At 62.2% G+C, this 21,273-nt stretch carries 14 protein-coding genes and 1 pseudogene; 7 read left to right on the top strand and 8 right to left on the bottom strand.

The window, feature by feature from the left end:
* Positions 1 to 69 precede the first annotated feature (69 nt).
* From IFS44_RS18565 to IFS44_RS18590, 6 genes are all read right to left on the bottom strand, one after another.
* The gene (locus IFS44_RS18565; protein ID WP_244650427.1) at positions 70 to 1,464 is read right to left on the bottom strand and encodes a L,D-transpeptidase family protein; all 1,395 of its coding nucleotides are present in this window, start codon (positions 1,462 to 1,464) and stop codon (positions 70 to 72) included.
* A gap of 430 nt (positions 1,465 to 1,894) precedes the next feature.
* Entirely contained in the window at positions 1,895 to 3,034 is a 1,140-nt protein-coding gene (locus IFS44_RS18570) for a glycoside hydrolase family 76 protein (protein WP_197977955.1), read from the bottom strand.
* Positions 3,035 to 3,072: 38 nt separating this feature from the next.
* Entirely contained in the window at positions 3,073 to 5,874 is a 2,802-nt protein-coding gene (locus IFS44_RS18575; protein ID WP_192099588.1) for a TonB-dependent receptor, read from the bottom strand.
* A gap of 19 nt (positions 5,875 to 5,893) precedes the next feature.
* The gene (locus IFS44_RS18580; RefSeq protein WP_197977956.1) at positions 5,894 to 7,300 is read right to left on the bottom strand and encodes a class I mannose-6-phosphate isomerase; all 1,407 of its coding nucleotides are present in this window, start codon (positions 7,298 to 7,300) and stop codon (positions 5,894 to 5,896) included.
* A 325-nt stretch (positions 7,301 to 7,625) separates the two neighbouring features.
* Complete coding sequence (locus IFS44_RS18585) at positions 7,626 to 8,555, bottom strand: ROK family protein (RefSeq protein WP_192099590.1); 930 nt, start codon at positions 8,553 to 8,555, stop codon at positions 7,626 to 7,628.
* Positions 8,552 to 9,898: a sugar porter family MFS transporter gene (locus IFS44_RS18590; RefSeq protein ID WP_244650428.1), complete on the bottom strand. Its 1,347-nt coding sequence runs from the start codon at positions 9,896 to 9,898 to the stop codon at positions 8,552 to 8,554. Before IFS44_RS18590 ends, IFS44_RS18585 begins: the two co-directional genes overlap by 4 nt.
* A gap of 318 nt (positions 9,899 to 10,216) precedes the next feature.
* Here IFS44_RS18590 and IFS44_RS23000 point away from each other — a divergent pair.
* Positions 10,217 to 10,390 (top strand): annotated as a pseudogene (locus IFS44_RS23000) (winged helix-turn-helix transcriptional regulator); the annotation flags it as partial.
* Positions 10,391 to 10,453: 63 nt separating this feature from the next.
* Positions 10,454 to 11,389: an ROK family protein gene (locus IFS44_RS18595; RefSeq protein ID WP_244650429.1), complete on the top strand. Its 936-nt coding sequence runs from the start codon at positions 10,454 to 10,456 to the stop codon at positions 11,387 to 11,389.
* An 8-nt stretch (positions 11,390 to 11,397) separates the two neighbouring features.
* Here IFS44_RS18595 and IFS44_RS18600 read toward each other — a convergent pair whose 3' ends face one another.
* The gene (locus tag IFS44_RS18600) at positions 11,398 to 12,831 is read right to left on the bottom strand and encodes a glycoside hydrolase family 125 protein (RefSeq protein ID WP_192099592.1); all 1,434 of its coding nucleotides are present in this window, start codon (positions 12,829 to 12,831) and stop codon (positions 11,398 to 11,400) included.
* A gap of 302 nt (positions 12,832 to 13,133) precedes the next feature.
* On the opposite strand from IFS44_RS18600, the gene IFS44_RS18605 reads away from it, so the two are divergent.
* Genes IFS44_RS18605 through IFS44_RS18615 form a run of 3 tightly spaced genes read left to right on the top strand, consistent with a single transcriptional unit; the run spans position 13,134 to position 18,101 of the window.
* Entirely contained in the window at positions 13,134 to 14,543 is a 1,410-nt protein-coding gene (locus tag IFS44_RS18605) for a glycoside hydrolase family 125 protein (RefSeq protein WP_244650434.1), read from the top strand.
* Positions 14,544 to 14,596: 53 nt separating this feature from the next.
* Entirely contained in the window at positions 14,597 to 16,669 is a 2,073-nt protein-coding gene (locus IFS44_RS18610; protein WP_192099593.1) for a glutaminase family protein, read from the top strand.
* A 34-nt stretch (positions 16,670 to 16,703) separates the two neighbouring features.
* Positions 16,704 to 18,101: a Gfo/Idh/MocA family oxidoreductase gene (locus IFS44_RS18615; protein WP_192099594.1), complete on the top strand. Its 1,398-nt coding sequence runs from the start codon at positions 16,704 to 16,706 to the stop codon at positions 18,099 to 18,101.
* A 431-nt stretch (positions 18,102 to 18,532) separates the two neighbouring features.
* On the opposite strand, the gene IFS44_RS18620 is transcribed toward IFS44_RS18615, so the two are convergent.
* Positions 18,533 to 19,150 (bottom strand): tyrosine-type recombinase/integrase, encoded by a 618-nt coding sequence (locus tag IFS44_RS18620; protein ID WP_093401111.1) that lies wholly within the window; start codon positions 19,148 to 19,150, stop codon positions 18,533 to 18,535.
* A 312-nt stretch (positions 19,151 to 19,462) separates the two neighbouring features.
* Between IFS44_RS18620 and IFS44_RS18625 the strand changes: the two genes are divergently transcribed.
* Positions 19,463 to 20,371 (top strand): hypothetical protein, encoded by a 909-nt coding sequence (locus IFS44_RS18625; protein ID WP_206757865.1) that lies wholly within the window; start codon positions 19,463 to 19,465, stop codon positions 20,369 to 20,371.
* A 302-nt stretch (positions 20,372 to 20,673) separates the two neighbouring features.
* Positions 20,674 to 21,210 (top strand): J domain-containing protein, encoded by a 537-nt coding sequence (locus IFS44_RS18630; RefSeq protein ID WP_192099596.1) that lies wholly within the window; start codon positions 20,674 to 20,676, stop codon positions 21,208 to 21,210.
* Positions 21,211 to 21,273: the final 63 nt, after the last annotated feature.

Raw genomic sequence — 21,273 nt, forward strand, 5'->3', positions numbered from 1 at the left:
CAAAGCGACGCTAGATGAAACAAGCCGTTTCTATCAGAAGCAAGTTCCGCATGCCTCATAATGGTCGGCTCACGGCCCTTCGTCGCTGGCACGAGTCGCGACGCGTAACGCCTTCCCCGTCTTGAAGCCCAGTGCTGCGCCAACGCGATCATCCCAGCCATAGGGGTCATTGCGCACGATCGGCTCGCCCGCGTCGTCAAACAGCACTGTCTGGTAGAGCATCCTCACCGGTATCTGTTTGGGCAGCTTGACGAACGTCTGTTCACCGGTGCCGCGCGCCTGATGCCATTGATCGGTCACGCCCTCGTCACGCGCTAGGATTTCCGCGAACCCGAGCGCGTCGTCGACGCGCACGCAACCGTGGCTACGCTGCCGTTGGATCATCGCAAACAACTGCTTGGCAGGCGTATCATGGAGGTAAATCGCCTGATCGTTGAGCATGTCGAACTTGACGAGGCCAAGCGAGTTTTTAGGCCCGGGCTGCTGCACGAGCCAGCCATCCTTGCGCGTGATGTTGTTGGCCTTGAGATAGGCGGCGCCCTTAGCCGCCGTCTCACCTTCAATCGAGCGGGGGATCGTCCAGGTTGGGTTGGCGACCAAGCGAAAGATCGGCGAGCCTAATTGCGGCGTTTCTCGGTCGGGTTCGCCCACCACAACTTTCCGGCTGTCGGCAATCTTACCGTCACGCCAGTAGGTTAACCGCGCCGCCGCCAGATTGACGTCGATCCGCGTAGTGGGCGGCGTCCGCTCAAGCCAGCGCAGTCGCTCCATCGCGATCGCCACCGCACGGGCCCGATCGGTATCTGACATGTTGAGGATCGCGAGCGCTGCGCTGCCGACGACGCCATCGGGTTTCATGCCGTAATCGGCCTGCATTTGTTGCACGGCCTTGACCATCACGGGCGTGTATTGATTGCCCTGCACCGTCTGCTGATCGAGATAGTCGAGGATCGCGAGTTCGCGCGTGATCGTCGCGATGCGTGGATCGACCGCGCCGGGCTTGATAGCCTCGCCGTTGACGGGGATCGCAGGGGATGGTGCGCTGGGCTGCTGACGCAGCGCGAGATAGGCTTTCGAAAGACGCGTATAATTCTGGTCGGTAGGCGCGAGGCTAGAAAGCCAGCCTTTCACATCGTTGACGCGAAGAGCATTGGCCAGCCCGGCGCGCAAATCCGGGGCGGGCCGCGGTACCGTGTACACGTCGTACAACTTGGTCGGATCAGTCGCGCCGTGTGCCAAGGCGGCGGCAAAAGTCAGAGCCTGCTGTGTCGCGCTGACCTCCTCACCGGCATCGCTAGCGAACGGTATCTGGTCCAGACCGTGCGCCGCACGTGAGTCGATTGCTTGGCGAAGCTGCGCGCGGGTGTCTTCTGTCCAATGCGCCGGGACGGTAGCGTCGCTCGTATTGCCGCTTGTTGATTGATTGTCGGGTGCGACGCTGACGCTGCATCCCGCTAGGATCAATGCAGCCGCCGATAACTGCCCCAATTTTATAAGCACATGCCGCTCCTACCGTTACGCTACCAGAATGCGTGGCACTGTCGTCCGCTCCTACCCAGAATCAATTTGCGGATGCATGAACGACCATCGGGAGTTGGTGACGGGGAAGGCAGACAAATGACCGAAATGGTTCATACGCATCTCCGAGAGCTCAGTTGCCCCAGAGAGATGCGGGGATCTTCGTAAAGGTCGCGGCGGGCAGCTTCGTCCTAAGTCTGGCCGTACCATGCGCCTGCTTCAGCTGGTCGAAGAGGGAGGTTAATCACCTGAACGAACGACGGGTTTCGGGAATCGTCTCAACAGCGCTAAATGGCTTAAAATGGGTCAATTAGGGGATTGTGTTGGGGTATATGCGCAGTGTTTTCGGGTCTCGAAGTGGCGAGAGTTTTACAGCTTAATAGAGCAAAGACCAATCTAGTGGATTCCACTGCAGCACAGCCTCGATTTGTACCAATGCAGCGGTATCAATTAGTTCGGAGCGACGGCCGGGGAAATGAACGAGACCCTCTTTGTTGCGGTTGATGTGCCACATCCGGTCTGCGTATGCGCGCATTGCCTCGCGGTACCGCCTTCCGCCGATTTCGTGCTCTAACAACAAGAGGTTCTTAAAATAAATTGCGTTAAACGGCGGGGGCTGATTGTCGATGCGGCTGCCCGTGACCAGATGAGTATGACTTACCGCGGCTATCCGTCTAGCCGCCGCGAGATATTCCGGTTTGTGCGTCGCGCGCCAGAGCAGGACGTTGACGCCGACAGGCACGCCCTGATTGTAGCTCCAGACGCGTTTCTCGACCAGACCGTTTGTCTTGAGGTGATCGGCGTACAGGCCGTCTGGCTGTTGCAGCGTCGCGTTGGTCCAGTGATAGAAACGCAGAGCGTCGTCGAGATAACTGCGATCGCCGGTTATCATGTACAGCCGCACGCCCATCTCTGCGGCCGGCATGTTGGACACAGTGTTGCGATCGCCATTGTCCTTTTTCTGCGTCCAGCGCACGCCGCCGGGCGACGCTAGGGATTTGTCGTTGGACCAACCGGACCGGATCAGTTCGAAGATATCGCGTGCGTTGCGTAGCGAAACCGGGTCACGCCGGAACAAATGGTACTGAATTTCGGCTAGGCCGACCCATTCGTTGTCGTCGTAATAAAGATCGTCTCCGTGACCGAGCGGCGGTAGCACCTTGGCCAGATGGCCAGCGCGCCCCGTCGTCGATGTCTTCGACCAGTAACGGCCTTGAGCGGCGCGGACCTTCGCCAGTGCGGGGGCGAACCGCCGTCCCGTCGTACCGTGGATCATCGCAAGATCGAGCAAGGCGATGTGCGCTTGGGAGAAGGGCCATTCCGTAGAATATGGCTCGTCCTGTGGCTCCGGCGGATGGTATTCCCGGTACAGCCCGGTTCCATCCGCCACGGCGAAGCAGCGCTCAAGCGCGGCATGCCACGCCAGGGCTCTGTCGAACGTGGCCCCGTCGTTGCCGGGACCACGCTGACCGGCAGCCGCATTGGCGACGACGGTGGCCGATAAACCCACCGTCATGCCAAGAAGAGTCCGACGCGAGACGCGTTGCTCCGTCATCAGAAACGGAACCGTGCGCCCAGGGCGAAGACGCGGCTTTCGTACCGGACATCGCGTGGGTAGTTGGCATTCTCCAGCCCTGGAACTGCCCGCAAGGCGCGATAGGGCGAACCGGTAATGTTGCTGACGTCGAACGTCAAAGTCACGGCTTCGATTGCGGCAACCGACAAGGAGAAATCAAGCCGTTCGATCGGGCGGTTGAACTCGGCGCCGATCAGCTGCCCTAGCTGGTCGGTGGCGAAGAAGTTCGTCACCCGCGATCGCCAGTTATACGCTAGCCGTGCGGAAACCGGACCCTTCTCGTAAATGCCGACCGCGTTGTAGCTCCACTTTGAGACGCCGGGTATGTCGCTTTTTTGACCTGTGGCACCGAGCGACACCGGTAGCGCCTGCGACGCGTCGATATAAGTGCCGTTGAGCTGCGTTCCGAATCCGCTGAGCCAGCCAGGCAGGAAATCGAAAAAGGTCTGGAACGCGACCTCGACGCCCTGGAGCCTGCCGCTACCGCCGTTTTCCGGCCGGTTGACGACGATCTGGCCATAGGGGTCGACGACCGTTGGAACGTTGAGGTTGGTGATGAACCCCTTCACGTCGCGCCGGAAGATCGCGCCGGTTAGCGAGCCGGTCTTGGTAAAATACCATTCCAGCGAAGCGTCATAGTTCTTTGACTGAATTGGCTGAAGGTTGATGTTCCCGCTGTTGCCGGTAATCGGCGGTGTGCCGTTGGGGTTGCCGATCGTGATCGCCGGATTGAGCTGGCCATACTCCGGACGCGTCCGAGTTTCCGTCGCGGACAGGCGCAATTGCAAATTGTCCAAGAACTTGGCGCGGAACGAGGCGCTCGGCAGCACGTCCAGGTAGTTCTGGCGCGAGGTTGTGGTAACCAGGGTGCCGCCGACCAGCGCATTGCCGGTCAAATTAGCTTTGGTGTTGACCAAGCGCGTGCCAATCACGCCGTCGATAGGGACGTTGCCCACGTTGAAGCCGTAGTGGAATTGGCCGTAAAAGGCGTAGGACCGCTCGACGGCGTCGAGCTGCTCGTTCTGGACGAATGCCGGGATCGCCGATCCCCATTGCGCTAGTTCGGCAAGTGCGGCCGGCGTCCCGATCTGTGCGAGACCGGAGCGGGCGAGATCACGCAACGCTTCGATGTTGCCGACGATGCCGTTTCGTGTGGGCGCATACCATTGGTTTAAAGCTGGCGCCTGCCCGCCGTGGAAGCCGACATCGATCGGCTGACCGTTGTCACCGCCCGGGACCGAGGTAAGCGGCAGTGCGAGCGGACGGAGTGTTGCATATCGTCCACCGCTGCGAAGCCGGGCGTCACGATCGGTATAGCGGAAACCGACGTCGATCTGCTTGATGATCGGCAGTTCGGTCTGCAGCTTCAGGTCGGTACGCCACTGGATGCCCTTGCCGGTCGCGAGCGAACGTCGATCGTAAATGCCGCGCAGGATATAGTTGCCCGCGTTGTTCGCATCAAAGCCGGGAAGTCCAAGCGCGGGTCCGCCGTCCTTGCCGCCGACGTCGAACACGATCGACGCTGCCTGAGCCGCCGCCGGGGCATAGTCGAAGTTATAGTCGGTATATTCCGCCTTCGAATCCGTATAGGCAAAGTCCGTGGTAATCGTGGCGCGCTCGGTCTTCCACGAACCGCCGATCGCGCCTTGGTACGCGTTGGTGCGGCCGGCACGCGTGCTGCGCGAGAAGTCGATGTTCTTGCCGTTCGCGAAGTCGGGCGTTGCCGTGACACTGTTCAAAGTGCCCGGAGCATCCGGGTTGCGAACGATGTTGCTCAGCGCAGGGTTGTCGCTGACTAGGTTGAGGCCGGCGAAATCGTTGGCGACATCAGTCCGGGCGCCCTGAAACAGGCCATCGATGTAGAATTCGAGGTTGTCGCTCGGACGCCATTGCAGCGAACCGTTGACGGACGGCCGCCAGCGCTTGCCACGGTCGTAATAGACGCCGGCGGACTCGGGCAGCACGAAGTCGCGTGGACCCGCAACGCTCTGGGCGGCGTTCGGCGAGACGACGTTGCCGTTGATGTAGCGAGAAGACGTCAGATAATGGAGCTGCGTATACGATACGTTCACCAGTGCGCCGATCTGCCCGATGCCGGTGTTCCAGCGGTCCGTGACCAGCACGTTGATATTGGGATCGTACTTCTTCGCCTGATCGCCATAAGTGCCCCGTACCGCACCCGCGATCTGGAACCCGGCAAAATCGAATGGACGCCGCGACCGCACGTTGATCAGGCCGGCGATGCCGCCCTCGATCTGATCCGCGCTGGTCGTCTTGTAGACCTCGAGACCCGCAAGTGCGCCCGCCGGAAAGTCCTGCAGCGCGACGTTGCGTTGCTCGGCGGTGAACATCTCGCGCCCGTTAAAGGTCGTTGTGAGGTTCGGAAGCCCGCGAACCTGCACGCCGCCGGCTTCGTCACTGCTGCGGTTGACCTGAACGCCGGTTATACGCGCCAGCGCCTCGGATGCGTTATTGTCGGGAAGCTTGCCGATGTCCTCGGCAACGACCGCATCGACGATCTGGTCGGAATCGCGTTTCAGCGCCTGGGCCGACTGGAGGCTGCGTCGCAAGCCGGTGACGACGATGTCCGCGGATGCGGGTTGCGCGGCTACCGCGCCGTCTGCCGCAGCTGGGGGTCCGGCTTCTGCAGGAGTTGCGTCGGCTTGCGCCGCGGGTTGCGAAGTGGATGCGGGTGCCGTCTGCGCGGCGCTTCCGGTGCTCCATAAGGACGCTGCGGCCAGCGCGATGGAAGAAACGACCAGTCGGTCGGGTGCTGTCATTTATTCTCTCCCTGTGTCGTTATTGTTTTGTATTGTCGGTGATTTCGTCGTCGGTTCGGACGTATGCCCGCATCACGGCGCAACGGCCGCCGTCTCCATCGAGCGACCGCAGTCGATAAGCGCCGATTTCGGCCGGCACGATGAAGGTTTCGGCGTAATGGACTTCGTACGGCGCGAAGGATCCGGTCGGGGACTCGATGACCGCGGCGGTGCCCGCGACAAGGTTCAGGACGTTGAGGTTCCGCTGGGTGTCGAGATCGACGGCGGACGCGAACCAGATCCGCTCGGTCTCGATGAATTCGAGCCGGTGCAATCCGGTCCGCTCCCGCGTCCAGTCTGGGCCTTCTGCAACCGTGGTGATCTGGTTGACGAGCTCATCGCGCGTGAAGTCCTCGCGCCGCGACCAGTCGATGTTCGCCAGACCGTGCTTCAGGTGTATCGGCCGCGGTCGACCGTCGAGCCCTAGCCGCTCCCAGTCCCACAATTTGAAGGTGAAGATGTACGGGGTCGCGCTGATCTCCAGCACCATCGCATTGCTGCCGGAAGAATGTACGGTTCCCGCGGGGATAAGGAAATGATCGTGCTTCCGCGCGGGGATCCGGTTCACGAAGGCGTCCACGTCGGGAGCAGGGCCACCATTCTGGCCTGCGGCGAACGTCTCGGCGAACACCGCAGGATCGGCGGTGTCCGTCAATCCGAGATAAACGACCGCATCGTCGCCTGCATCGAGCATATAATAGCTCTCGTCCTGCGTGTAGCGCAGGTTGAAGGCGTCGCGCGCATAGTCGTGCTGAGGATGGACCTGTAGCGACAGGTTCCCGCCGCCCATTGTGTCCAGCATGTCGAAACGGATCGGGAACTCTGCGCCGAAGCGCGACATGATGGTGGGCCCGAGTAGCATCTCAGGTCGAAGCCGGACGAGATCGAGCGCCGGAATCTCGAACCGACGATCGCCGAAGCCAAGCAGCAGACTGTTCTCCTCCGGCACGCAGTCGAAGCACCAGGCGTAGTTGGGCGGACCGTCTGGAAGATCGAACTGCTTTCGCATCCATTGACCACCCCACGGACCTGCGTCGAAGAAGGGCACGACGCGAATGGGACGGTGGACCGCGAGATCAAGTGCGAGGAGGTAGGTCGCGGTACTGACCATCTTGGGCTCAGGACCGTTCATCTCGATCACGAACTGCGTGAGGGGCAGCAGATCGTACTTGATCTCGTCTCCGACGCGCCAGTCGACGAAAAAGGCCCGGCGATACAAATCGGCGGCCCGTGTTCCACGGTTGCAACTGCCAAGATTGCCGATGTGCCCACGGCGCTGGCGCTGCTGCAATTCCCACCGTGCCATCGAGACGTAGATCGACGCATTGGAGGTCGGAAGGATCGTCGCGGCACCCGGGCCGACCACTATCGTGCGCGCATCGGTCACTCGGGCGGACCGCCAGGCCGCGACCGCGGCGACACTGAGGAAAGCGTCGATCCCGACGGTCTCAAAACGCGCGAAGACGGGATCGCCGCCGAGGTGTGCGGCGATCCAATCGTCGATCACCTCCGTCGGCTTGAACAGGGTTGCGGTATCGACGACCTGGGCGTCGGGATAGGCCGCCCGCATCGCGGCGACGATCTGGTCCACTGGCGCGCCGGGATAGCATTCGACGCTCAGATCGCCGGTATCGGGAAGGCGTGAAACGATGTCTGTCCATCCAACGGCGCATGCCTGCGGGTCGCCGCCAATGTGCACGACGGGCTGCTTGTCATAGATGGCCATTGCGGTCCTCCCAAAGGGGGGTGGCGGCAAGCAGCGCTGCGTCGGACCCGAGCGCCCCCCGCACCACGACCGGCGGCGCACCCAGACACCAGACGTGGCGACGGAGATGCTCCTGGATGAATGGCGCCACTTCGGGTGCCGCAGCCGCCCCGCCGGTGATGAGAACGTACGAAGCGTCGTAGGATGTGACGAGATTAAGCGCGACGGTCGCCCAGGCCGTGAGGCAGGTCGAGCGGATCGAACAGGCGTCCTGGTCGCCCGCTCGCGCCAGGTCGAACAGGTTCTTCAGGTCCGGCTTCGTAAGCTCATGGAGACGACCATGCGTGGGCAGCGCGGCTATGAGGCGGGGAAGAGTCCAAGTCGAGGCGATCGCTTCGGCGCAGCCGATATTCCCGCAGCGACAGAGCGGTCCATTAGTGTCGATCGTCAGATGCCCCGCAAGCACCGATGCGTGACCAGTCCGGCCCCGCACGATCGCGCCCCCCATCAGCGCCGCGGATCCGATGCCGGTCCCCAGACCCAGCAGAACCGCGTCGTCGCGACCGAGCAGGGCGCCGTAGCGTCGCTCGCCGAGCAGCGCCATGCGACCGTCGACGTCCAGCATGATCGGCAGGCCAAGGGCTGCCTTCGCCCAGCCGACGAAGTCGAAGCCGACCGCATCCTCATATTTTCCCGCTGGCGTCGAGACGACCGCGCCCGACCGAGGGTCGATGAGACCGGGGAAGGCTACAGTGACGCCCGTCACGTCTTCCCCGCGGCGCAGATCGACGAGAATGGTTTCGAGCTCGGGCAGTACCGTCTGCAGGGTGGGCGCTTCGGAGACCGCCAGCTGTGCCCGCCGTTCCACCACGCCGCTACGGACTCGCGCACACGCAATGTGCGAGCCGCCGACGTCGATCGCCAGATAGCGGTTCATTGGGCCGGGCCTTGGCGCGCGCCCAGCATTCGACGTTCGATCTCTTCGAGCGACGCTTCCTTGGTCTCGGGGAACAGCCGGAAGACGAGGATGCACTGCACCACCATGCAGACCGCGAAGAAGGCGAATGGGATCGCGGGTGACATGGCGGCGGCGACCGGGAACACCGCCGATACCAGCGCATCGAACAGCCAGACCGTTCCGGCACCGAGCGCCTGTCCTGCGGCACGAAAGCGCGCAGGGAAGATTTCGCTCATATAGACCCAGATCACCGCACCCTGCGACGTCGCAAACGCCGCGATGAAGCAGACGAGGACACCAACCATCAGAAATTTCGGCAACATCCCGAGCATGATCGCGGTCGCGACCGTCAACAGGACTGCCATAGCAGCGCCGCCGACAAGGAGCAGCGGTCGGCGCCCGACCCGGTCGATCAGCGTCATGCCGACGATGGTGAAGATCAGGTTCGCCACTCCGACCGCAATCGCCTGCAGGTTCGCAGACACTTGCGCGAAGCCGGCTGCGGCGAAGATGTCGTTCAGATAGTAAAGGATAGCGTTGATTCCGGTCAGCTGATTGAGCGCGCCGATGACGATCGCGAGGATCATGGGGCGGCGCGCTTCCGTCCACAGAGAGGCAAGCGAAACCGTGCCATGCGAAACGGCGGAAACGATCTCCTCTTGGATCGGCGCGTGACCATAGAGGCTCAGCGAAGCAGCCGTGGCTTCGTCCGTACGACCGCGCATCGTCAGCCAGCGCGGGCTGTCCGGCACCCGGACCATCAGAAACTGGAAGATCGCTGCCGGCAGTGCGGTGCAGCCCAGCTTCCACCGCCACGCTATCGTGGGGTTTGAAATTAAGGCATCGACCGCGGCATTGCAGACATACGCGAGCAAGATGCCGATCACGATGCTGACTTGAAAGCCACCGACGATCGCACCCCGACGCGCGGCAGGCGCAATCTCGGCGAGATAGATCGGCGCGAGCACCGATGACACTCCGATCGCGATACCAGCCATAATCCGGAAGGCGAGCAGCGAAAACCATCCCCATGCCAGCGCACAGCCGAGCCCGGAGATCAGGTACAGGGCAGCGGCCCAACGCAGGCCGGACCGCGCGCCGCGCCGATCGCCTAGAATACCGGCTGTGGCTGCGCCGAGCATCGTGCCCACCAGCGCGGAGGAAACCGTTATGCCAAGCGCGGCGGCCGATAGATCATAATGGAGGCGAAGCGCATCCGTCACGCCCGAGATGACCGCGGTATCGAAGCCGAACAGCAGGCCGGAAAGGGAAACGGCGACGACGACAGACATCAACGTCGTACGTACTGGTCCTGTGCCCATCAGCCTCTCCTCTCAAACGGGGGGGCGTCTGCGTCGACGAACCTCCTCCCTACTCGTGCGTCCTCGTACCGATCCCGTCACCGCTCTGAGTTGCGACGGTTGGCATCTATTGCAGGCAACTTTCGAACAACCGGATGCCACAGTCAATTAAAAAGAAACTAGGTATATAATTAAAGAGGACTAGCGTCTGGTACGCCCCAGACGCTGAGCAGCCGGCCCGCTGGCGCTTCTCCATTACAGACAGGTGGAGTAACCAAGCGAGGCTCTCGCCGTTTCCGCCGGCATTGAAGGATAGACCATGGCATGCGACGCCCGCTGATGATTGACGATGGCATTCGACAGCAGGGACCGGCGCTGCACGGGACCAATCCGTCTCGTGCGGGTGCAAGAAACGAACGAGTTGTGCTGGAGGCGATCCAGCGCGCGGGCGAATGCACAAGGCTGGAACTCGCCAAGCAGACTGGACTCTCTGCCGCTGCGATCGCCAACATCACGCAGAGGCTCTTCGACCGGAACTTCATCTTCGAAAAGGGGCGGCGTACGGGCGTTCGGGGAATGCCCGCGATCCGGCTGGCTGTTGATCCGGACGGCTGCTTCAGCTTGGGCGTGAACATCGATCGTGATCACGTGAGCGTCGTCGCGCTGGACCTGACCGGTGCGGTACGCGCTGGCTACACGCAGGAAATCCACTACGCGTCTCCCCAAGAGGTTCTAGCGTTTCTCCGCGACAGGGTTGACGAGCTGCTTGCGCAGAAACTGGTGTTGCCAGATCGCATAATCGGGCTCGGCGTGGCGCTTCCCGGCGGGTTGGGCCGCGTCGACTTGCCCGGGCGCCCTGCGGAATATGCGCAATGGGACACGGTGGATCTCACCGCATTATTTGGCGGACTGGGGCCGTGGCCGATCCTGATCGAAAACGATGCGGCGGCGGCTGCGATCGGCGAGGCGCGATTTGGCAGCGGCCTGATTCACCGCAGCTTCTTCTACATCCTGCTTTCCGCAGGCCTTGGCGGCGGGATGGTGGTGGATGGAAGCTATTACCAGGGCGCGACTGGCCGCGCCGGACGCATCGGCTTTCTAAACGACGGCGTTGGAAATTCGCTACAGTCGATCGCGTCGCTCTCCGCCTTGCGTGCGGACCTCGTCACGCAGGACTTCACGAACATCGCGCCAACCGACCTGATGACTAGCGGGCCCGTTGTCCTTGAACTTGTAAGGGCGTGGATCGAACGGGCCGCCGACGCGCTGGCGCAACCGATCGGCACTATAAACTGCCTGATCGATCCCGGCGCGATTGTGATCGGGGGCAGGCTGCCGCGGCCGCTCATCGACGAGCTGGCGGAGGCGGTTGCGCTGAGGGTCAGCAGCATCGACGACCAAATCGTGCCGTCGGTTCCGGTCTTGACCGCGCAACTCGCAGCCGACGCTCCCGCGATCGGCGCTTCGATCCTGCCGTTCAACGATCTCGTCTTTCAGTCGCCGGCCGAGTGACCCCGGGTCTAATACTGCTCCTCCAGCAGTTTCGGATGCTTCTTCGCTAGTTCGGCGATCATCATCCCGAACATGCCGTTGACCCAGGCGAACCAGGGACGGGTGAATTTGGCCGGATCGTCCTTGTCGAAAGATTCGTGCATGAAGCCCGTACCCGCATGTGTCGCTTTAAGGTCGCGCAGGCACGCGCGGATCACGCCTTCATCCGTCGACACCATTGCGCGCGCAATGATCGCCATTGGCCAGACCTTGTCCAATCCCATGTGCGGACTGCCAATGCCACTAGCTGCCTTGCCTTGCACGAAAAACGGATTGCGCGGACTCCAGGCGAGCGCAGCGGTTCGCCGATACAGTGGATCCCGCGCATCAGCGGCCTCGATCAGCGGCAGTCCGTACAGACTGGGGATCCCGGCATCGTCGGCGAACAGCCAATTGCCGAACCCATCCACCTCATACGCCCAGACCTTTCCGCCCTGTCCATCGGGTACGATCGCATGTGCGCGCAGGGCAGCCTCGACTTCGTTCGCCAGCGCCTCTGCATCGCTCGCCGCCGCACTGTCGCCGCGCGCCTCGCGATGGACGCGGGCGATTTGGCGGAGGCTTGATACGGCGAACAGGTTGGCGGGTACGAGGAACGGGTACACGCAGGCGTCGTCAGACGGTCGGAACATCGAATGGATCAGCCCGACCTTGCGGGAAGGGGGGCCATATCCGTCGAGCATTAGGCTGTCGGTCGGGATCTTGGTCAGCCGTTGATAGGTGTACGGGCCAGGTCCGGTCTTGCGTTGCTGCTCGCGAAAGGTGCTGACGATCAGCTTGGCGGACTTAGCCCAGATGGCGTCGAACGGTGTCTTGTCCCGCGTGACCTGCCAGTAATCATGCGCGAGCCGCATCGGGTAGCAGAGCGAGTCGATTTCCCATTTGCGCTGTGCAACGCCAGGCTTCATCTCGGTCGCGTCAAGTGTCGCGGAATCCAGGTTCGATTTGGCATTGGGGTCACGGACGAAGGCATTGGCATAGGGGTCTATCAGGATGCAGCGTGCCTGCCGCTGGATCAGGCCATGCACCATCGTGCGGAGTGCGGGGTCATCGCGCATCAGATGCGTATACGGCTCGACCTGTACCGAACTGTCGCGCAGCCACATTGCGTCGATGTCTCCGGTGATGACGAAGGTGTCCGGCCTGCCCTCGATTGACCCTGCGAACACCGTCGTGTCGAGCGTGTTGGGATAACAATTCTCGAAGATCCAAGCGATTTCCGGGTCGGCGATGCGCGCCTTGATCCGGGACAATTCGCTCTCCACGGCTCGGCTGAGGAACTTCCGATTCCGCACGGGCGGTCGTTTGCTGACGAAGGTCGCCGCAAGCGCAGGTCGCGGGGCTATCGTCGAAATTGTCACGGCGCCAGCGGCGGCCAGCACATCGCGTCGGTTGATGGGCATGGAACTCTCCCTGTTTCGGCAAGCGCTCCCGCCCGCCCATAGTCTTCTCGCTACGCACGTCATGTGACACCGGGGACATGAACCTGCAATTAAAAAACAAGTAAGTGTAAGATTGCTTGACGGTCGGGATCCGGGGCGACAGAGTGTGGTCAGATGCTGCCTATCTGGTCGCATTGGTTGGTCTTTGGCTGCAGCCTGCAACAGTCGCAGCCTCGAACGAGACGGTTGGCTTGGTCGACCGGAAATGGAGGGGATATGCGCGCATTCTTTCGGACAATCGCGTCGGAAGGCGATCTGACGTGCTGATCGATCGCAGAACGATGCTGCTCGCCACCGCCGCGCTGGCAGTGCAACCTGCCGCAGCGGCCGGTCCGATGCACGTCTCCCAACGTCCCAAGCCTGCGGATCGGAAATATCACAGCCCCGCAGTCGAGCGCGAGATTAGCCGGGTCAGACGAATGATAGCGGACCCCAAACTCGCTTGGATGTTCGAGAATTGTTATCCCAACACGCTGGACACTACCGTGCTGTCGGTGACTGCGGACGATGCCTTCGTCATCACGGGGGACATACCGTGTCTCTGGCTGCGCGATTCCTCCGCCCAGCTCAGGCCGTTCCTCCACCTGGCAAAGCGCGACGTGCCGCTCACCGCGCTGTTTCGCGGTCTGATCGCTCGTCAGGCCCGATGCGTGCTTATCGATCCATATGCGAACGCGTTCTTGCAGGACCCGGCAGGCCGGTCCGACCTGCCGTCGTCGGCGAACGACCAGACGACGATGAAGCCAGGCGTGGCGGAGCGGAAATGGGAGGTGGACTCGCTGTGTTACGTCCTCCGGCTTGCCTCGAGCTATTGGCGGGCGACCGGTGATCGTACGCCCTTCACCGCCGAATGGGCGCAGTCCGCCCGCGCGATCATCCGCACCTTTCGCGAGCAGCAGCGCACGACCGATGCCGGGCCATACCGTTTCCAGCGTCGTGATATCCAGCCGACCGAGACGCAATTGTGGGGCGTCGGCAATCCCACTCGCAAGGTCGGTCTGATCCATTCGAGCTTTCGCCCATCGGACGATGCCACGATCCTTCCCTTCCTGATCCCCGCCAACATCTTTGCTGCCAAGACCCTGCGCGAACTCGCCGAAGTGGCGCAGGGCGCGCGCGGTGACGCAGAGCTTGCCCGGGAAGCGGCAACGCTGGCCGCCGAGATCGAGGCGGCGCTCGCGGCGCATGGCAGGATGCGGCTGGCGGACGGGAGCGAAGTCTGGGCGTTCGAGGTCGACGGCTTCGGCAACGCACTCTTCCTCGACGATTGCTGCGAGCTTTCGCTGTCCGGCCTGTCGTTCCTGGGGTGCGCCCCCGCGGACGATCCGCTCTGGCGGCGGACCGAGGCGGCTGCGTGGAGCGAGCGCAATCCGTGGTTTGTCCGCGGCAAGGCGGGCGAAGGGCTTGGCGGGCCGCATGCAGGCTTCGACCTGATCTGGCCGATGGCGACGATCGTCCGCGCCTTCTCGAGCAACGACGACACCCAGATCCGCGCATGCTTGAAGGTGATCCGCGACACCGATGCCGGGACCGGGTTCATCCATGAAACCTTCCATAAGGACGATCCGAGCAAATTCACGCGACCCTGGTTTGCGTGGGCGAACGGTTTGTTCGGCGAACTGATGGTGCATCTGGCAAGTACGAAACCCCATCTGCTCCGCGCCGTGATCTGATGAAGGTCGCCATACCGAAAACGTCCGTAGTTCAGTCGATCGCGCTCCGCGCTATGACAGTTTCCCTGCTGGGCGGCGCGGTGTTCACGCCACCGCTCGGCGCGCAGGAACCCGTCACGACCCGTACCCCCGCAACGCCGTTGATTGCGCACGACCCCTATTTCAGCATCTGGAGCTTCGCCGACACAACGACCGAACAATCGACCCGACACTGGACGGGGACCGACCAGCCGATGACCGGCTGGCTCCGCGTCGATGGCAAGGCGCTCCGCTTCATGGGGCGGGGTGGGGCTGACGATGCGATGCGGCAGACGTCGCGCGCGCTGACGCCGACGCGGACCACCTATGAATATGACGGCGGCGGCGTGCGGTTGACCGCGACGTTCTTCACCCCCGCGCTACCCGACGATCTCGACGTGCTGTCGCGGCCGGTCACTTATCTGAGCTGGACAGTCCGCGCGACCGACGGTGGCCGCCACGCGGTCCAGTTGTACTTTGACGCAGGTGCGCAACTGGCGGTGGACAACGACCAGCAAAGTGTCGTTTGGGGCAGCAGCCGGGTCGGCGACATGACCGTGCAGCACATCGGCACGAACACGCAGCAGGTGTTGCAGAAGGTCGGCGACAATCTGCGCATCGACTGGGGCTGGGCGCAACTGGCTGTGCCGCGCCAGGCCGGGACCACCACCGCGACGCTCGGCGAGCGGGCGCGGGACATTTTGCTTAAGACCGGCAAGATGCCGGTCGCGGACGACATTGCGATGCCGCGCCTCGCGCATCAGGATCGTCCCGCAATGGCGATGTTGGCGGATTTCGGCGATGTCGGAGCGGCGGCGGACATGCGGCGGGCGATGCTCGCCTATGACGACATCGACGCGATCGAGTTTTTCAAGCGCCGGATGCCCGCCTACTGGCGTCGCAACGGGATGACGATGGCGGACCTTTTGCTCAGGGCGGAGGCGGAGGAGCCTGCATTGCGCAAGCGCGGCGAGGCGTTTGATCGCGATCTCATCGCCGATCTGGAACGGGTTGGTGGTCGCGCCTATGCCGAAATCGCGGTGGTCGCCTATCGCCAGACGCTGGCCGCGCACAAACTGGTCGCCGACATTGATGGCCGCCCGCTGTATTTCTCCAAGGAGAATTTCAGCAATGGCTGCATCGCCACGGTCGACATCACCTATCCCACGTCGCCGTTCTTCCTGCTGTTCAACCCCACGCTGCTGGAGGCGCAGCTTCGCCCAATCCTCGACTATGCGTCGATGCCCCGGTGGAGGTTTTCGTTCGCGCCGCATGACATCGGGACGTATCCGCAAGCGAACGGCCAGGTCTACGGGGGCGGGGAGCGGACTGAGGACGACCAGATGCCGGTCGAGGAAAGCGGCAACATGCTACTGATGATCGGCGCACTGGCGAAGATCCGGGGCAATGCCGATTTCGCAGCACACTATTGGCCGCTTTTGACACGCTGGGCGACGTACTTGCGCGAAAAGGGGCTAGACCCCGAGAACCAGCTGAGCACCGACGACTTCGCTGGCCATCTCGCGCACAACACCAACCTTTCGATCAAGGCGATCAGCGCGTTAGACAGCTATGCCGAACTTGCCCGCCTGCTGGGGAAGAAGGACGAAGCAACCCAGTATCGCACGTTGTCGCGGCAAATGGCAGTAAGGTGGGTCGCGATGGCGCAGGACGGCGACCATACCAAGCTCGCCTTCGATCGGCCGGGTACGTGGAGCCAGAAGTATAATTTGGTATGGGACAAGGTGCTTGGCCGTAACGTATTCCCTAAGGGACTGCTGCGCCAGGAAGTCGCCTTCTATCTTAAGCATCAGCAAAAGTACGGCGTGCCACTCGACAGTCGCAAGACATATACCAAGCTTGACTGGATAACATGGAGCGCGACGTTGTCCGACGACCAATCGGGGTTTGAGCAGCTGATCGCGCCGGTGCATCGTTATATGCTTGAAACCCCTAGCCGGGTGCCGTTGGGCGATTGGTACGCAACGATCGATGGCGCGCAGGTTGGATTCCAGGCGCGCGCGGTCGTGGGCGGCGTGTACATGAAGATGCTCGCGACACCGGCGGTCTGGTCCAAATGGGCGTCGCGGGCGCAGAGGGGCGGATGACGGGTCGCGCGCCGATTCAAAACAGGAGCGCAATGTGAAACTCACAACGGTCTCGAGGCGCACGATGTTGGGCGCTGCCGCGGCACTCACTCTTCCGGCGGTTGCCGGGGCAAGACGACTGAAACCGAGCGACCGGGTCAACATCGCCGTGATCGGCGGGGGCGGCATGGGCGCGAACAACATGCGTCAGCTCACCAGCCAGAACATCGTGGCGGTTGCCGACGTCGATTTCGATTACGTCGCCCGTTCGTTTGTGACGGCGACCGGCGCGACCAAGCCGACGATGGTGCCACTGCGCGCCGCCTATGACCGGGCGACCCATTACAGCGACTACCGGCAAATGTTCGATCGACAGCGCGATATCGACGCGGTTCTCATCGCGACCCCGGACCATCATCATGCCGTCGCCGCGAAGATGGCGATGGAGCGCGGCATGCACGTCTACGTGCAGAAGCCGTTGACCTACACCGTTCGCGAGGGGCGCGTGTTGCGCGATCTCGCCGCGTCCAAGCCCAAGTTGGTGACGCAGATGGGCAACCAGGGTCATTCGAGCGACGACGGCCGCCGCGTGGTCGAGCTGATCCGCGGACAGGCGATCGGGCGCGTACGCGAGGTTCATGCCTGGACCAATCGGCCCGTCTGGCCGCAAGGCATCGCCCGCCCTGCGCCCGTCGCAAAGCCGGCAAGTCTCGACTGGGACGTCTGGTTAGGGCCAGCGACCGTCGGATGGGGCTACAACCCCGACTATGCCCATTTTAACTGGCGTGGCTGGGTGCCGTTCGGCATCGGTGCGCTGGGCGACATGGGGGCGCACCTCCTCGACTTTCCGGTCTGGGCGCTCTCGCTGGGCGTGCCGACGGCGGTAGAAAGCCGGCATTCGATCTGGGGCGGCGACAACGATCTGTGGGACGACAAGCCGCCGGTCGAGCTTGGCAGCTATCCGCTGGCGGGGGGGACCTATTTCGATTTTGGGGATGCGCCCGGCGGGCCGCTTCGCTTGACTTGGTATGACGGCGGGCTGATGCCTCCAACGCCGCCGGGATTGCCAACGGGCGTCACGATGACCCCTGGGGGCGGTGTCCTGTACATCGGTGAGAAGGGCATGCTGATGCACGAAACTTACGGCGAGAAGCCCATCGTGTTTGGCGACGGTGCCGCCGAGCGCGCCGCAGTAATCCCGCAATCGCTGCCGCGTATCGCCGGTGGCCGCGACGGACACGAGATGAACTGGATCGCTGCCATTCAGGGCGAGGTGAAGCCGTCCTCTCCCTTTGGCGACGCAGTAACGCTGAATGAGACAATGCTGCTTGGCATGGTCGCGATGCGTGCTGGCCAGCCTATCCGCTACAACGGACAGACGGGACGGATAACCAACCTTCCCGAGGCTAATCAATTTCTTGACCGCCAATACCGGGACGGTTGGACGCTATGATTAGGCGAACTCTATGTCTTGGAAGTACCTATATTCAGACTGATCAGGACGCCTAAACTAGCGCGGTAGGGTATTAGACGGATAGAGAGTCACACGTCTGGCCTGCCAAGTACCGTGGCCATGACATATTCAAGTCGGGAACCGGCTTCGCGGGGGGGCATCGAAAGTGAACCTTACGTTGACTTTCGAGCCTGTCCCTCGCTGCGTATTCCCGGCACACCGTGCACCGATTGCCTGATCTCGCCAGGTGGAAGACTGCGTTCGTGCTGATGCGATCACCAGAAACTTCCAACACTACAGCAAGGCAGTATTGCCGGTTGGGAATGGAGGTTCGAGAAGGCCGGACCGACAAACTGCCGTCCAACCAAATGAACGAATGGCCGAAAGTGGGAGGCGGGGAAGGGCCCTTTAATGTCCACTTGTGGGTCCGCTCAGACCTCGGTGCGTTCGGCCAATTCCAAAGCGTCCTCCACGTCAACGCCCAAGTAGCGCACCGTGCTGTCGATCTTGGCATGGCCGAGAAGGATCTGAACGGCGCGGAGGTTGCCAGTCGCCTTGTAGATGATCGACGCTTTCGTGCGCCGTAGCGAGTGCGTCCCATAATCCTGCGCCGGTAGGCCGATGCCGACCACCCATTCGCGCACGAGGCGGGCATATTGCCGCGTGCTCATGTGGTCCATGTAGTCGTTGCGGCTCGGGAAAACGAAGTCGTTCAGTGTCCCCCCACGTCGCTCCAACCATGCTCGCATCGTCTTTCGCGCCGTGTCCATTATCTCGAACTGAACCGGTCGTTTGGTTTTCTGCTGAACCACGACGGCGCGGTCCCGGACGCGCCCGCCGGAAACTACATCGCCAATCCGCACCCTGACCACGTCACAGCCACGGAGCTTGCTGTCGATGGCGAAGTCGAACAGCGCTCGGTCGCGCAGTCTCCTCTGCTGGTCGAGCCAGAAGCGAATGGCCCAGACCTGTTGCTGTTTCAGCGCCCGCTTCGCACCAATCAGCCGGCCTTCGTTCCAAGGCCGAAGTTCGTGAAAGGCGGGGTCCATTGACGAGTGACCCATCGATCATCTCCATCGGCCCAGATCGGTCAATCGAGGATGCGCATGCGCAGTAAACTGCCGGTTTAAAAATGTGGTTGATTAGCCGTCGATGATGCTGAACGAGCTGTCGGTTTCGGGCGGCGCCTGGCGGTCTCTGTGCAGCCGAAAGTGGGTTTCACTTGCTCGGCGCCGTCAACGTCCGCTTTGGGAACGATGGTAACATCTGAACCAGAGCTCCAGCCAGGCTCGTCATGGGCGCTCGCCGAGGCTTTAGAATGTATCGATGCCCACGTCCAAGAGCCTGCTATAGGCCGGCTCATGACAGACGTTCCGACGGAAGGACCGGCCTTCGAGGCAATGATGCGCGAGATCGATGCGAAGCTTAAGGCGGAGGGGGTGGAGATTCCAAGCCGACCCATCTCCGCCGTCGGCGAGGTCAGCATCCGTTACGGAGACCTTCCGATTCCGCTCGGCGATGGGGCCATCAAGATGCCGCCGGAGCTCGAACGCCACCGACCGCTCGCGGCGGCGATACGCAAGTGGTACGACGACACCTACGGCGACCGGATCAAGATCGACATGTCTGCCGGAAGGATCGTCCTGCTGTTGGAGGGCGACCTCTACACCCTGCGGATCCCTCGCTTCTTCGGCAGCGTCAACTTCATCGTTGTCCGAGAATGGCTTCCCAAGGTGCCGATCGGCCGTGGTCCTGCAACCTGCAATGTCGTGCAGCTTGTGGACGACATGACGCCGGCGATGGCAAAGACCCTATCCGACGAGGCGCTGCTGGCGATTTGGTCCGCGTTCGAGATTGGCCTGCCTGCCTGCTACACGCTCGAGAGCACGCAGAGCGAGTTGATGGCCATCGCACGCAGCGACGTAAAGGTCGCGGTTTCGAACCTGATGGACCGAAGCGACCACTTCGGTGCCTCGAAATGGGCATCGTTGCAGTCAGCCGAGAAGGTTCTGAAGGCTGCGATCCTGCTGAGGGGCGCTCGCTTCAAGTTCGTGCACGAACTGAAGCCGCTGTGCGATCAACTTGCCGGGCTCGGCGTCGTCTTCGACCATGCCCAGCTCATCGCCGACATCCAGTGCACGCCGAAGATCCGCTACGGCGAGGAGCCCTGCACGCGCGAACAGGCGCTGGCAGCGCATCAAGCCTCGCTGGTACTGGTCAACCGGCTGCGCGACGCAGGCGCAGGCTTCGAGCTCGGACTGGGCGGATGAAGGTTCCCGCGGGGAGCGCAGTATTTGGGGTAGGCGGTCGGTCGGTGCAGGTCGCCGTCGCTGATCGCTCGAATGAACGTGCGGCCGTTTTCAAGTAGCGCGCGACAGCCGCGAATGACCGACTATGGGTCAGCGCCGGGGGGCGGCGTGGTGTCGCCGAAAGCACGAAGTTGCGGATGGGAATGGTAGACATCTGACTATTGGCGCCTAAACCCACCCTTTGGATCACCGAGAAGGCCAGGTTAAGATCACGCGCCAGGCGGACTTTTCTTTTTCGCGTTTTAGCCGCAAGTAACAGCTAGATGGCTCTCTCACCCGACTATTATTCTGTTCTTGGGGTGCCCTCGACGGCAAGTCGCGAAGCTATCCACAGCGCGTGGAAAGCGCTGCTCCGTCAATATCACCCCGACGCCAATCATGGTGTGGATGTTTCTGCTCGTGCGAAAGAGATCAACGAGGCGTATTCCGTTTTGGGAAAGAAGGAAGCACGCGCCGCCTATGATCGGTCGCAGATCAGGCTGTCTGCCCACCGAGCGACCGCGGACCGCCCGTTTTACCCCAGGAAAGCCGGCAGGCGCCCGATGGGACCTAGTCCGTCGATGCAGCCCAGCGGTAGCTTCTCGCAGCCGCTAGAGACCAACGAATGGCTGATGGGCCTTTTCCTGCTGATCCTCACCGCCGCACCGATCGCTACAATCCTGGTTCTGTGGAATGAGGAATCCGGATTGGCGCCTACGGTTCGACGTAGCGTCGCCGCTAATCCCGCGCCTGAGCCCCCCGCAAAACCCGTCCGCGGCTCATTGGGCACAAAACTCGAACTTGGACAGCCTGCTTCCTAAACTATTGCCCAGTCGCGACTTTCGAGTTCGCAGGGCAGGCGCCAAAAGCGGTCGTAACGCGAA

It is taken from the genome of Sphingomonas sp. CFBP 13706, from assembly GCF_014842355.1.
Lineage (GTDB): Bacteria > Pseudomonadota > Alphaproteobacteria > Sphingomonadales > Sphingomonadaceae > Sphingomonas > Sphingomonas aerolata.

Bases quoted from the DNA above. Each gene is read 5' to 3' on its own strand.
- IFS44_RS18570 (WP_197977955.1), bottom strand. From the start codon at position 3,034: ATGACGGTGGGTTTATCGGCCACCGTCGTCGCCAATGCGGCTGCCGGT.
- IFS44_RS18590 (WP_244650428.1), bottom strand. From the start codon at position 9,898: ATGGGCACAGGACCAGTACGTACGACGTTGATGTCTGTCGTCGTCGCC.
- IFS44_RS18625 (WP_206757865.1), top strand. From the start codon at position 19,463: ATGACAGACGTTCCGACGGAAGGACCGGCCTTCGAGGCAATGATGCGC.
- IFS44_RS18585 (WP_192099590.1), bottom strand. From the start codon at position 8,555: ATGAACCGCTATCTGGCGATCGACGTCGGCGGCTCGCACATTGCGTGT.
- IFS44_RS18620 (WP_093401111.1), bottom strand. From the start codon at position 19,150: ATGGACCCCGCCTTTCACGAACTTCGGCCTTGGAACGAAGGCCGGCTG.
- IFS44_RS18630 (WP_192099596.1), top strand. From the start codon at position 20,674: ATGGCTCTCTCACCCGACTATTATTCTGTTCTTGGGGTGCCCTCGACG.
- IFS44_RS18600 (WP_192099592.1), bottom strand. From the start codon at position 12,831: ATGCCCATCAACCGACGCGATGTGCTGGCCGCCGCTGGCGCCGTGACA.
- IFS44_RS18595 (WP_244650429.1), top strand. From the start codon at position 10,454: ATGCCCGCGATCCGGCTGGCTGTTGATCCGGACGGCTGCTTCAGCTTG.
- IFS44_RS18575 (WP_192099588.1), bottom strand. From the start codon at position 5,874: ATGACAGCACCCGACCGACTGGTCGTTTCTTCCATCGCGCTGGCCGCA.
- IFS44_RS18610 (WP_192099593.1), top strand. From the start codon at position 14,597: ATGACAGTTTCCCTGCTGGGCGGCGCGGTGTTCACGCCACCGCTCGGC.